Annotated in this window: 12 protein-coding genes, 1 tRNA gene and 1 pseudogene; 6 read left to right on the forward strand and 8 right to left on the reverse strand. The window is 42.3% G+C overall.

Features of this window, described 5'->3' with window-relative positions; all coding sequences use genetic code 11:
• Positions 1-195 (forward strand): annotated as a pseudogene (locus ACY3FQ_RS04360) (P-loop ATPase); the annotation flags it as partial.
• Position 196: 1 nt separating this feature from the next.
• Here the strand turns inward: ACY3FQ_RS04360 and ACY3FQ_RS04365 are convergent.
• The 4 genes from ACY3FQ_RS04365 to carA all read right to left on the reverse strand — a co-directional run bounded on the left by ACY3FQ_RS04365 (position 197) and on the right by carA (position 5,986).
• On the reverse strand, positions 197-811 hold the full coding sequence (locus ACY3FQ_RS04365) for a CatB-related O-acetyltransferase (RefSeq protein ID WP_279690557.1): 615 nt from the start codon (positions 809-811) through the stop codon (positions 197-199).
• Positions 812-1,025: 214 nt separating this feature from the next.
• Entirely contained in the window at positions 1,026-1,502 is a 477-nt protein-coding gene (gene greA / locus ACY3FQ_RS04370) for a transcription elongation factor GreA (RefSeq protein WP_005400425.1), read from the reverse strand.
• Positions 1,503-1,595: 93 nt separating this feature from the next.
• Positions 1,596-4,829, reverse strand: coding sequence for a carbamoyl-phosphate synthase large subunit (carB, locus tag ACY3FQ_RS04375; RefSeq protein ID WP_279690559.1), 3,234 nt, complete (start codon positions 4,827-4,829; stop codon positions 1,596-1,598).
• Between the two features lie 14 nt (positions 4,830-4,843).
• Entirely contained in the window at positions 4,844-5,986 is a 1,143-nt protein-coding gene (gene carA / locus ACY3FQ_RS04380; RefSeq protein ID WP_004695603.1) for a glutamine-hydrolyzing carbamoyl-phosphate synthase small subunit, read from the reverse strand.
• 313 nt (positions 5,987-6,299) lie between these two features.
• On the opposite strand from carA, the gene ACY3FQ_RS04385 reads away from it, so the two are divergent.
• Entirely contained in the window at positions 6,300-6,746 is a 447-nt protein-coding gene (locus ACY3FQ_RS04385; RefSeq protein ID WP_010327273.1) for a hypothetical protein, read from the forward strand.
• An 86-nt stretch (positions 6,747-6,832) separates the two neighbouring features.
• Here the strand turns inward: ACY3FQ_RS04385 and ACY3FQ_RS04390 are convergent, their stop codons facing one another.
• Together ACY3FQ_RS04390 and yhbY are read right to left on the reverse strand one after the other, a co-directional pair.
• On the reverse strand, positions 6,833-7,372 hold the full coding sequence (locus ACY3FQ_RS04390) for a DOMON-like domain-containing protein (RefSeq protein WP_279691016.1): 540 nt from the start codon (positions 7,370-7,372) through the stop codon (positions 6,833-6,835).
• Positions 7,373-7,384: 12 nt separating this feature from the next.
• Positions 7,385-7,708 (reverse strand): ribosome assembly RNA-binding protein YhbY, encoded by a 324-nt coding sequence (gene yhbY / locus ACY3FQ_RS04395; RefSeq protein ID WP_004982701.1) that lies wholly within the window; start codon positions 7,706-7,708, stop codon positions 7,385-7,387.
• 194 nt (positions 7,709-7,902) lie between these two features.
• On the opposite strand from yhbY, the gene rlmE reads away from it, so the two are divergent.
• The 4 genes from rlmE (at position 7,903) to ACY3FQ_RS04415 (ending at position 12,037) form a co-directional block, all read left to right on the forward strand.
• Positions 7,903-8,553 carry a 23S rRNA (uridine(2552)-2'-O)-methyltransferase RlmE gene (gene rlmE, locus ACY3FQ_RS04400; RefSeq protein ID WP_004695608.1) on the forward strand — a complete coding sequence of 217 codons (651 nt, stop codon included), beginning with the start codon at positions 7,903-7,905 and terminating at the stop codon, positions 8,551-8,553.
• Between the two features lie 132 nt (positions 8,554-8,685).
• Entirely contained in the window at positions 8,686-10,578 is a 1,893-nt protein-coding gene (gene ftsH / locus ACY3FQ_RS04405) for an ATP-dependent zinc metalloprotease FtsH (RefSeq protein WP_087526318.1), read from the forward strand.
• A gap of 135 nt (positions 10,579-10,713) precedes the next feature.
• On the forward strand, positions 10,714-11,565 hold the full coding sequence (folP, locus tag ACY3FQ_RS04410) for a dihydropteroate synthase (protein ID WP_279691019.1): 852 nt from the start codon (positions 10,714-10,716) through the stop codon (positions 11,563-11,565).
• 160 nt (positions 11,566-11,725) lie between these two features.
• Entirely contained in the window at positions 11,726-12,037 is a 312-nt protein-coding gene (locus tag ACY3FQ_RS04415; RefSeq protein WP_010327271.1) for a DUF5713 family protein, read from the forward strand.
• Positions 12,038-12,091: 54 nt separating this feature from the next.
• Here ACY3FQ_RS04415 and ACY3FQ_RS04420 read toward each other — a convergent pair whose 3' ends face one another.
• Complete coding sequence (locus ACY3FQ_RS04420; RefSeq protein ID WP_183174798.1) at positions 12,092-12,460, reverse strand: hypothetical protein; 369 nt, start codon at positions 12,458-12,460, stop codon at positions 12,092-12,094.
• A gap of 98 nt (positions 12,461-12,558) precedes the next feature.
• A tRNA-Leu gene (locus ACY3FQ_RS04425) sits at positions 12,559-12,644 on the reverse strand.
• Positions 12,645-12,816: the final 172 nt, after the last annotated feature.

Genomic DNA, 12,816 nt, shown 5'->3' on the forward strand with positions numbered 1-12,816 from the left:
TTGATTTGTCATTATGATTTAAATGTGGAAAGTACTTTCATTGACCAGCTTCTTAACGCCTATGATACAGCGGGAAGAAGTGAAGATCCAGAATATCATTTGAGTATGATTTTGAGAGATGTTGCAATTTATGACTTTGACCATTCAAATAATTTCATTAAAAATTGGCAATCTTATATACATCGAGGACTTTGATTTATAAAAAATTAAAAAGTTTTTTTACATCATCTGTCTGTAACTGCTCACGCATTTTTAAAAACTGCTTTTCATCTAAGTCATAGAGCTTCAGTGTAAGCAGTTTTTCTATATCTGCTTCGGGAAAGCGATACTTAATAATTTGGGCAGGTACTCCACCCACAACGGCATAGGGTGGAACATCTTTGGTCACGACAGCACCTGTTGCCACCACTGCGCCTTCACCGAGTGTTACACCCTGCATAATCATGGCACGAGAGCCAATCCAGCAACCATCGCCAATGATGGTATTACCCGCGGGCACAAAACTACGTGTATCAAAAGGAAAAGCTGAAATCCAGTCAGTACGATGCAGTTGGTTACCACCCATCATAATGACGCATTCTGCGCCAAAACAGACGAAATTACCGATATAGAGCTGATCAATCGGTTTATCTACGGTCGAGGGCTTATCATGCAAATAACGCACGACACAACGTTCAAAACCTTGATCCCAATACGCTGAATAGTAAGAGTAATTCCCTTTAATGTGAATATTCGGATTTTTCACCGTTTTAGAGATGAACTCAAACTCACACCAGTGTTTGACAGGCGAATTAATCAGGGGTTCAGACATAAAAAGACAGCGTTGGAGAGTGTGAGAAATTATAACAAATAAAAGTCTTGCTTTGAAAAAGAGAGGGGGAAATGAATGCCTTAAACCTATCTCATTCTTGGAGTGAAATTTCCCACGTGCTTAAGAAGAGGGCTAGGGAGAGGTATTTAGGAAAATACAAAAACAAAAAACCCCTCAATCGAGGGGTTTCTACAGCCGTAAATATCAAAGAAACTTAGATATATGCAACTTTTACAATTTCGTATTCAACTTCACCCTGAGGGGTTTGAATTTTTGCTTCATCGCCTTCGCTTTTGCCCAAAAGGCCACGCGCGATAGGAGAGTTCACTGAAATTTTATTGATTTTAAAATCAGCTTCGTCATCACCAACGATCATATAGGTCTTTTGTTCTTCGGTGTCTAAGTTTTCGATAGTGACTGTCACCCCAAAAACCACGCGACCATTCTGTTCAAGTTCTTTGACATCGATAACTTGAGCCGCACCCAATTTACCTTCGATGTCTTGAACACGACCTTCACAGAAACCTTGTTGCTCACGCGCAGCATGGTATTCCGCATTTTCTTTTAAATCCCCGTGCTCACGTGCTTCAGCAATTGCCGCAATAATACGTGGACGTTCAATACTTTTTAATTGATGTAATTCTTTCTCTAAGGCTAATTTGCCTTGGGGAGTCATAGGATAACGTTGCATTGTTGTCCCTCAAGTCTGTGAGTGTAAAAAATATAGGTTTATAAATAAAAAAAGCCCGCCACCGAGAGGTGACGGGACTTCTCGGTAAACGAATTAACCTACAGTTTGTAAATCTTGCAAACGGTATACATCCATTGGCAATTGAATCGCAAAAGCTTGGCATACAGCATCAGCACCGTTCAAGGTCGTAGTGTTATACACTTTCGCTTGAAGCGCTGAACGACGAATCGAGAACGAATCTTGTTGAGCTTGTTTGCCTTCAGTTGTATTGATAATGAGGTGAACTTCGCCATTTTTCAAGCGGTCCACGATATTAGGACGGCCTTCAGTGACTTTATTTACACGTTCACACTCAATACCCGCAGCTTTAATGAACTCATAAGTACCGCCAGTCGCAAGTACTTTGAAGCCAAAGCCTACCAGTTGCTTCGCAATACCAACAGCACGAGCCTTGTCTGAATCACGCACAGAGATAAATGCATGCTTCACTTCGCCTTCTGTAGGAAGACCCGGTACGCGTTCATTCGAGCCTAACACAGCTTTGTAGAATGCTTCACCAAATGTTTTACCTACACCCATTACTTCGCCTGTAGATTTCATCTCAGGGCCAAGAATAGGGTCAACACCCGGGAACTTGTTGAACGGGAACACCGCTTCTTTTACAGAGAAGTGAGTCGGGATGATTTCTTTAGTGAATCCTTGAGATTCTAAAGACTGACCCGCCATACAACGCGCAGCCACTTTCGCTAAAGACTCACCGATACATTTAGAAACGAATGGCACAGTACGAGACGCACGTGGGTTCACTTCTAGGATGTAAACGTCTTCGCCTTTCACAGCAAACTGTACATTCATCAAACCAACAACGCCAAGCTCTTTCGCCATAGCAACGGTTTGACGACGCATTTCGTCTTGGATTTCAACTGAGAGTGAGTATGGAGGAATCGAACATGCTGAGTCACCTGAGTGAATCCCTGCTTGTTCAATGTGCTGCATAATACCGCCAATCACAACGTCTTTACCGTCAGATACACAGTCTACGTCAACTTCGATCGCATCATCTAAGAAACGGTCAAGAAGAACTGGCGCTTCATTTGATGCTTGTACCGCATCACGTAAGTAGCGTTTAAGCTCTTCGTCGTTGTATACGATTTCCATCGCACGACCACCGAGTACATAAGAAGGACGCACCACCAGTGGGTAGCCTACTTTCGATGCTTCAGCCATACCTTCTTCAGCAGATTTTACAATGCTGTTGTTTGGCTGGCGAAGTTGAAGACGTTGAATCATTTGTTGGAAACGTTCACGGTCTTCTGCTCGGTCAATCGCATCTGGTGATGTACCGATAATTGGCGCACCTGCTTCTTCTAAAGCACGAGCCAATTTAAGCGGAGTCTGACCACCATACTGAACGATAATGCCTTTTGGCTTTTCAGTACGAACGATTTCAAGTACATCTTCCAATGTGATTGGTTCGAAGTACAAACGATCAGAAGTGTCGTAATCCGTTGAAACTGTTTCAGGGTTACAGTTCACCATGATGGTCTCGTAACCATCTTCACGCATTGCAAGCGCAGCGTGTACACAGCAGTAATCGAATTCGATCCCTTGACCAATACGGTTAGGACCACCACCGATCACCATAATCTTATCTTTATCAGATGGGTTTGATTCACACTCATCATCGTAAGTTGAATACATGTATGCAGTGTCAGATTCGAACTCTGCTGCACAGGTATCCACACGTTTGTAAACTGGCGTTACGCCCAAGTTCCAACGGTGCTTACGGAATTGTTTTTGTGAAATACCCATCAAGTTCGCGATGCGAAGGTCAGATAAACCTTTACGTTTGAACGAACGGATGTTGTCTGCGTTTAGATCACCAAAACCTAAAGTTTTGATTTCATTTTCAGTTTTGATGATGTCTTCGATTTGGATCAAGAACCATTTATCGATTTTCGTCGCTTGGAACACGTCTTCTAAGGTGAAACCATGACGGAATGCGTCAGCCACATACCAAATACGCTCTGGACCCGGAACTTTAAGTTCAACCAAGATCTTTTCTTTCGCGCCTTCAGTTCCTACTGCGATTTTTTCATCAAAACCACACGCACCCACTTCAAGACCACGAAGTGCTTTGTTTACAGACTCTTGGAAGTTACGACCAATGGCCATTACTTCACCCACAGATTTCATCTGTGTGGTCAGTGTTGCATCTGCTTGTGGGAATTTTTCGAAGTTGAAACGTGGAATTTTTGTTACCACGTAGTCAATTGCAGGTTCGAACGAAGCAGGAGTCGTTCCGCCCGTGATGTCATTTTTTAATTCATCAAGGGTATAACCGACAGCCAATTTCGCGGCGATTTTTGCAATCGGGAAACCTGTTGCTTTTGATGCAAGGGCAGATGAGCGCGATACACGCGGGTTCATCTCGATGATCACCATACGGCCAGTATCTGGGCAAATACCGAACTGAACGTTAGAACCACCTGTTTCTACACCAATTTCACGAAGAACTGCTAAAGATGCATTACGCATCAATTGATATTCTTTGTCTGTTAATGTTTGCGCAGGCGCAACAGTGATTGAGTCACCTGTGTGCACGCCCATTGGGTCAAAGTTTTCGATCGCACAAACGATAATACAGTTGTCGTTTTTGTCACGAACAACTTCCATCTCGTATTCTTTCCAACCAATTAAAGATTCATCAATCAATAATTGTTTGGTTGGAGAAAGATCGAAACCGCGTTCACAGATTTCAAGGAATTCTTCTTTGTTATAAGCGATACCGCCACCTGAACCACCCATCGTGAATGACGGACGGATAATCACAGGGAAGCCGAAGCGTGCTTGAATCTCTAAAGCTTCTTCCATGTTTTCAGCAATCGCAGCTTTTGGACATTCAAGACCAATTTTACGCATTGCTTCATCAAACAGTTTACGGTCTTCAGCTTTTTCAATCGCTTCTTTAGTCGCACCAATCAATTCAACATTGTATTTTTCTAAAATACCGTTGGCATCCAGTGCAAGCGCACAGTTCAATGCTGTTTGACCACCCATTGTAGGAAGGACAGCATCTGGACGCTCTTTTTCAATGATTTGCGCAACAGTCTGCCAAGTGATTGGCTCGATATAAGTTGCGTCTGCCATCGCAGGGTCGGTCATAATGGTTGCTGGATTAGAGTTCACCAAAATAACACGGTAGCCTTCTTCACGAAGAGCCTTACACGCTTGCGCACCTGAGTAGTCAAACTCACATGCCTGACCGATCACAATCGGACCTGCACCAATAATTAAGATACTTTTAATGTCTGTACGTTTAGCCATGATCGCTTCCTTAATTACTTCTTAGATGCTTCGATAAGTTCGATGAAATGATCGAACAATGGTGCGCAGTCATGCGGACCAGGGCTTGCTTCAGGGTGACCTTGGAAGCTGAACGCTGGTTTGTCTGTACGATGAATCCCTTGAAGAGTTTGATCGAACAAAGACTTGTGCGTAGCTTTCAAGTTTGCAGGAAGAGTTTCTGCATCCACTGCGAAGCCGTGGTTTTGAGAAGTAATCATCACTGTGCCTGTTTCCATGTTTTGAACAGGGTGGTTAGCACCGTGGTGACCATGCGGCATTTTCACTGTTTTTGCACCTGAGGCAAGTGCAAGAATTTGGTGACCCAAGCAAATACCAAAGACGGGTAGGTTGCGAGCGTCTTCTACAATTGTTTTTACAGCTTCAATTGCGTAGTCACATGCAGCTGGATCGCCAGGGCCGTTCGATAAGAACACGCCATCCGGATTCAATGCAAGCACGTCAGCAGCAGGCGTTTGTGCAGGCACGACAGTGAGTTTACAACCGCGGTCTGCAAGCATACGTAAGATGTTGGTTTTGACACCGTAGTCGTATGCAACAACATGGAATTTAAGTTCAGGTTGTGTGAAGCCTTTGCCTAATACCCAAGAACCTTCTGTCCATTCGAAACCAGTTGGGTCACAGCATTCTTTAGCTAGGTCTAAACCATTTAAACCACCAAATGCGCGTGCTTTTTCTAAAGCCTGCTCTTCAGTAATATTTTCACCAGCAAGGATGCAACCATTTTGCGCACCTTTGTCACGCAAAATACGGGTTAATTTACGCGTATCAATATCTGCAATTGCGACAACATTATGTTCTTTTAAGTATTCGCCTAAAGATTGCGTTGATCGGAAGTTGCTATGCAATAAAGGTAGGTCACGAATAATTAATCCGTTGGCCCACACTTTATGAATTCGACCTGACTCAGCATCTTCATCATTACAACCTGTGTTACCGATATGAGGGTAAGTTAAAGTCACAAGTTGCTGTGCATAACTCGGGTCAGTCAAAATTTCTTGATAGCCAGTCATGGCAGTGTTGAAAACGACTTCACCAGTCGTACTACCCGATGCACCAATAGACGTTCCTTTAAAGATCGTACCATCGGCAAGGGCTAAAATTGCTGGGGTGCTCAAACCAAAGCTCCTGAAATTTAGGCTGTAAAAAAGCGAGTAGACGAAAAAAAAGGAAGGCTATCTAAAAACCTACCCTCCCTATGTCTGCTCGCTTGAACTTAACATGGCACTATACGCAACTTCACTAACAAAGTCCATGCCAATAAGATGGAATTAGCAAGATAAAGTGCTTTTATTTTGTAGCGGATGCTGTTTCTAAGTTTTGTTTTGTAAAGAAAAATGTAACAACAAATAATTGTCTAACAAATCAAAATCTAAATTTTATCGAATCACGCTAAGCTGTCGCTGTATATATAACAACAGGAATAACATCATGACTGAACAAGACAAAGTGACCAAACCAAAGCCAGCGTTGAAAGAAGTTGTTGCAGAAAGCACTGAAAAGCTTGAGCAAGTGGCGAAAGAAGCAACAGAGCAGGTCACTGAAGCTGTAGTTGAAAGCAAAGAAAAGCTTGAAGCTGAAGCGAAGCAGTTGAATGCCAGTGTGCAAGAGCAACTCCGCCAGTTTAAACAAGATCTTTTACTGCGCTTAGAAACCATTAAAGGGCAGTTATCGAACTCTCAAAAAGACTTAACTGAACTAAAAGAGTTTGTTAAAACTGAGTTTACGGCTGTTTTAGATGACTTGACCAAACTAGGTAAAGAGTTAAAAGGTGATGTCAGCGAAATTTCAGTAAAACATAAAGATCAGTTGACTGAAACGTTCAAACGTTCAAAAGAACACACCTTAGATGCGTGGAATAAAGTTTCAAGCAAGTAATCTCGCTGTACGAGGCTCAAGATTAAGTGCATAAAAAAGTGAGGTCATAGCCTCACTTTTTTATTGCTCTGGTTTATTTGTCTGGATTAAAACTGATGCAACCAATCACGTTTATTGTGAAAGTCAGCTTGTTGACTACTATGCTGCATGGCATAGAACTGTTGACCTTGTGATGTATTCAACACAGCGGATAGACCTAGATATAGGTCAGCCCATTTGAGTTTGTGTTGCAGCATAAATTCAGTCAGATCAATGCTGACATTTAAACCATAGTGGGTGCGCTTCAATTGATTGAGTTCAATATCGTAAGCGACCTGTGGCGGCATATCTTCAGGATAGCGATATTCCTCAAACTGATAGGCCTGCCAAGCTTGCGAAGGGGAGAGATTGATCTCGCGATAATAATCTTCGCCTTTTACCCCGATAAAGACTTCAAAACAGGTATTTTCCCATAAAAAGTCTTGACGAGGATTTGCATTCACGACTTCGGGCCAGTGCATGTACAAATTGGGATCGCGTAACCAAAAGCCGATATTGAGAGCATATGGGCTTTGTTGTTCAATCGCACCAACAAGCGAAATTGCTTGAAAGCGACGATCAAATGCACTGAGTTCGTAACTTGCCATAAAAAACTACAATTATTTTGCTGCGTGAGCGAAACGAACTAAATTAGACAATTTGGCATTTTGTTTCGCCGCTTTCTTGTAAAGCAATGCAATTTTACCAATGGTCTGTACAATCTCTGCACCTGTAGTTGAGGCAATTTCTGCAATGATTGCAGCGCGCTCTTCACGGTCTTCACCCGCGATTTTGACTTTAATCAATTCGTGGTCGTTTAAAGCACGTAAAATTTCTTCAACGACATTTTCAGTCAGACCTGAACCGCCAAGCATTACCACAGGGTTTAAAGCATGACCGATTTGACGCAAACGCTTGCGTTCCTGAATGGATAAAGTCGCCATAAAGATAACCTAATTTTAAAAACGGCTTAGTATAACAAACTGCGAAATTAAACGCTGTATATTCTGTGGAAATAATCGATTTAGATAATAGAAAAAAACAACTAAAACCCAAGATTTGGATACAGATGTATACTGCAAGCCTAGAGAATTTAACGTACAATTAAGTTTAAGAAATTTTAATGTTTTAGAGAGATATGGCAACACGCATTACCAACCAAAAGTTATCCAAAAGTAGCCGTGCGTGGATGAGAGAGCACCTTGATGATCATTTTGTGAAAAAAGCGCAAAAAGAAGGTTATCGAGCACGTGCAGCTTATAAGTTACTTGAAATTCAAGAAAAATATAACATCATTCGTCCTGGCATGACCGTGGTTGACTTGGGTGCTGCACCTGGAAGTTGGTCACAAATTGCAGGAAAGCTGGTCGGTGATCGAGGATTGGTGGTTGCATCTGATATTTTGGAAATGGATGCACTCCCAGATGTGACCTTCTTGCAAGGTGACTTCCGTGAGCAAGAAGTATTCGATAAATTGTTAAATATTTTAGATGGACGTAAAGTAGACGTTGTAATTTCAGATATGGCCCCCAATACTTCAGGTAACAAGGCTGTAGATCAACCTCGCCAGATTTACCTCTGTGAATTGGCCATCGATTTTGCTACGAAAGTGCTCGGTCCAAATGGTCAATTTGTTGTAAAGGTATTCCAAGGTACAGGCTTTGACGAGTTCCGTAAGCAAGTAGTCGACAACTTTGATGTGTTAAAGACAGTAAAACCTGCTGCATCACGTGCCCGATCTAAGGAAGTATTCTTAGTTGGGCAAGGCCGTAAGAAGGCTTTCAAATAAAGTTTACTTGCCAAGTCGTTAAAAATTGTGCATTTTGTACCTTTTTATTATTTTGCGAAGCTGATCTTCAGCAGAAACTTTAAGGTCACCCGATAGGGCATGATCAAATTAGATTGATATGGGAATAAAGCTTTGAGCGATCTCTTCAAGAATGCCATATTGTGGCTAGTGATACTGGGCGTACTGATCCTTATTTTCAGTAATGTCAGTAGCAATGAAAAGCCGACAGCGATGAATTATTCAGAGTTTGTTGCTGCGGTGAATGCTGGTCAAATTAAGCAAGTGACAATTGATGGCGAACGAATTCATGGCCAAAAATCAAACGGTTCAGAGTTTGAAAGTATTCGCCCTGCGGTTCAAGACCCAGAGCTTATGCCTAATCTGATTAAAAATAACGTTGTCGTTGAAGGTACTGCACCTGCACGTCAAGGTTTATTGATGCAACTTTTGATCGCAAGCTTCCCTGTACTTTTAATCATTTTGTTATTCATGTTCTTTATGCGCAACATGGGTGGCGGAGCAGGTGGTAAAAACGGTCCAATGAGTTTTGGTAAGTCAAAAGCAAAAATGTTGGCAGAAGACCAAATTAAAGTGACTTTTACCGATGTTGCTGGCTGTGATGAAGCAAAGCAAGAAGTTGTAGAAATTGTTGATTTCTTAAAAGACCCTTCAAAATTTAAACGTTTAGGTGCAACGATTCCTAAAGGCGTGCTAATGGTGGGTCCACCGGGTACAGGTAAAACTTTACTTGCAAAAGCAATTGCAGGCGAAGCGAAAGTACCATTCTTTAGTATTTCTGGTTCTGACTTTGTTGAAATGTTCGTGGGTGTGGGTGCGTCTCGTGTCCGTGACATGTTTGAACAAGCGAAACGTCATGCACCATGTATCATCTTTATTGATGAGATTGATGCTGTGGGTCGTCATCGTGGTTCAGGTACAGGTGGTGGTCACGATGAGCGTGAGCAAACCTTGAATCAAATGTTGGTGGAAATGGATGGTTTTGAAGGCAATGAAGGTATTATCGTCATTGCTGCTACAAACCGTGCAGATGTACTGGATAAAGCTTTACTCCGTCCGGGTCGTTTTGACCGCCAAGTAATGGTTGGCTTACCAGACATTAAAGGTCGTGAGCAAATCTTAAATGTGCACATGAAGAAACTGCCTTCAGTGACTGGTGTCGATGTACAGGTGCTTGCACGTGGTACGCCAGGCTTCTCAGGTGCACAATTGGCGAATCTTGTGAACGAAGCTGCATTATTTGCTGCACGTCGTAACAAGAACACTGTCGATATGCATGATTTTGAAGATGCAAAAGACAAGTTGTACATGGGCCCTGAACGTAAGTCGATGGTGATTCGTGAAGAAGAACGTCGTGCAACCGCGTACCATGAAGCTGGTCATGCAATTGTGGCTGAAATTCTACCGGGTACAGATCCTGTACACAAAGTGACCATTATGCCGCGTGGTTGGGCGTTGGGCGTAACATGGCAGTTGCCTGAACATGACCAAACCAGCCACTATAAAGACAAAATGTTGAATGAACTTTCAATTTTGTTTGGTGGTCGTATTGCTGAAGAAATCTTTATCAACCAAATGTCGACAGGTGCTTCAAACGACTTTGAACGTGCAACTAAAATGGCACGTGCGATGGTGACCAAGTACGGTATGTCTGACAAACTTGGTGTAATGGTGTATGAAGATGATTCTCAGCAATCATTCATGGGCAGCATTGGTAGTCGTACGATTTCTGAAGCAACACAGCAACAAGTAGATGCTGAAGTTCGTCGTATCATTGATGAGCAATACCGTGTTGCACGTGATATCTTGGAAAATAACAAAGATATCGCGCATGCGATGGTAAAAGCTTTGATGGAATGGGAAACGATTGATCGCGAGCAAATTCGTGACATTATGGAAGGTCGTGAGCCACAACCACCAAAAGTATATGTTGCAGAAAATCCTGTGATTGATGTAACTCCAACGGATGGTCCAAGCACACCACCACCATTACCATCTGCAACTTAATTTTTAAAAGTTAAAATAAAAAACCACCTTCGGGTGGTTTTTTATTGCGCAGATTTTCCACTGCCGATGAAGAAAAATAGGCACTTAAAAGTGGGAACGCGTTAAGATAATGTAAGTTGAACTGGAGAATATCACATGCAATTGATGGCTTTACCGAAGAAAATCCTACGTTGTGGTGAGCTATCACTCGATCTATCGGTACCGCATGTGATGGGTATTTTAAATGTGACGCCAGACTCGTTCAGTGATGGTGGCAAACATAATGGCAAAGCACAAGCGCTTGCGCATGCTCAGCAAATGATTGCGGATGGGGCGACAGTCATCGATGTTGGGGGTGAATCTACACGTCCAGGTGCCTCTGTAGTTGAGTTTGAAGAAGAGATTCGTCGTGTCGTCCCAGTGGTGGAAGCTTTGGCTGAACTTGATGTAGTCATTTCGATTGATACCTCTCAACCTGAAGTGATTCAAGCTGCAGTCGCAGCAGGCGCACATATCTGGAATGATGTGAGAGCATTAACACGCCCGAATGCTTTAGAGACGGCAGCTGAACTGAATATTCCAGTGATCATCATGCATATGCGTGGTGAACCGACCACCATGAATGGTTTAGATCAATATGATAATGTCACTCTAGATGTGATGGCTGAGCTTTCCCAGCGCGTGGCGGATGCAGTCAAGGCTGGTGTCAAAGCTGAAAATATCATGATTGATCCGGGTTTTGGCTTTGCTAAAAATGCAAAGCAGAACCTTAAGCTTTTAAAAGAATTCCATCAACTAAATCAGCTCGGGTATCCCATCTTGTCCGCATTGTCACGGAAGCGCTTTATCGGCGAAGCCTTAGGTGGGGCAGATGCAGGGCAGCGGGCCGTGGGTTCTGTAGCGGGACATTTGTTGAGTATTCAACAAGGCGCGTGTATGGTGCGCGCCCATGATGTTAAAGCCATGAGTGATGCAATCAAGGTTTGGCAAGCGATGAATATGGCTTAATGGGGCGGCGGAATGCGGAGCTAATGATTTAATTTGAAAATTTGATCTATATCAGATTGTTAGACTGGCAGCATCTTCAGATGCTGCTTTTTTATTTGGCGATTTGTTTGGTTTATGTTATACAGACTCGTTTTTTAAGTTTCTCGTTTTGAGTGCCTGTATGTTTGCAGATTTACTTCTCCCTATGTTTGATGATGAATATTATCCCGATATTCTTGTTGCTGAAGTGAAGCAGCATGTCGAGACTTTTGCTAAAAAAATTGTAAAAGCAAAATCTGAGGGTGATATTTATCAATATGCCAATGCCGCAGTGGCTGAAATTAATGAAATGAAGCCGCATTTTGAAGATCTAGATTCATCATTAGATGACTCTGCTGCCGATTTTATTGCTGAAGCGATGATGATGGTGGTACAAGACGCAGGATTTATGGATATTGAAATGGAAGAATTGGTGGTGAACAGAGAGTGGTAAGTCACACTCTCATTTTAAGTTCAGTTGGTTTTGCTTTAGAAGCTGAAATTGCTGTTACAGTTCATCTAAAAGATCGGTGAGATGACAGCTTTGATTTAAATGCTCATCTCCAATCGCATCGACCGTCATCAGGTATTCGCTCTCGAGCATTTCAGCATTTGCACTGAGATTCAGCCAAAACTTTGGATACTTTCTCATGAGCTCACGAATATATTGCTCATCTTTAGTGTGATTAAAGCTTAATTTAAAATGAGCATCTATTGATTTACATGCGTGTAAATAAAGTTGGTGGTCTTTTTCAATAATCGTGCCTGCAAACAAGTCATAAAACGTATCGCTATCCGTTTGTTGAGAGAGTGCTTCTGCATGGCTGACGTTTGAAAAAACTAGGCTCAGGATGATAATGAGGGTGTTCTTTTTCATATTGTGATTGTTATGTGCTTCGAGGCATAAATTATAGACATAAAAAAACCAGCATATCGCTGGATTTTTTTATTGCACCATCTTAATTAGCTTAAGAATGGTGCCCGAGGCCAGACTCGAACTGGCACGCTTTGTGGGCGGGGGATTTTAAATCCCCTGTGTCTACCGATTTCACCACTCGGGCATGAGCGCAATAATAGAGGACGAAATAAAAGTTGGCAAGTCTATTTGTGATTATTTGCTTTCTTTTCAATCAATTCAGCGGTTTATGTTTAAAAAATAGCAAAATTATCTGTGCTGCACTCGTTCAGGCTTCATAAAAATGTCATCGACTTGAGATATGGATGTCATCTTTT

The sequence above is a fragment of the Acinetobacter sp. AB03 genome (assembly GCF_058107045.1).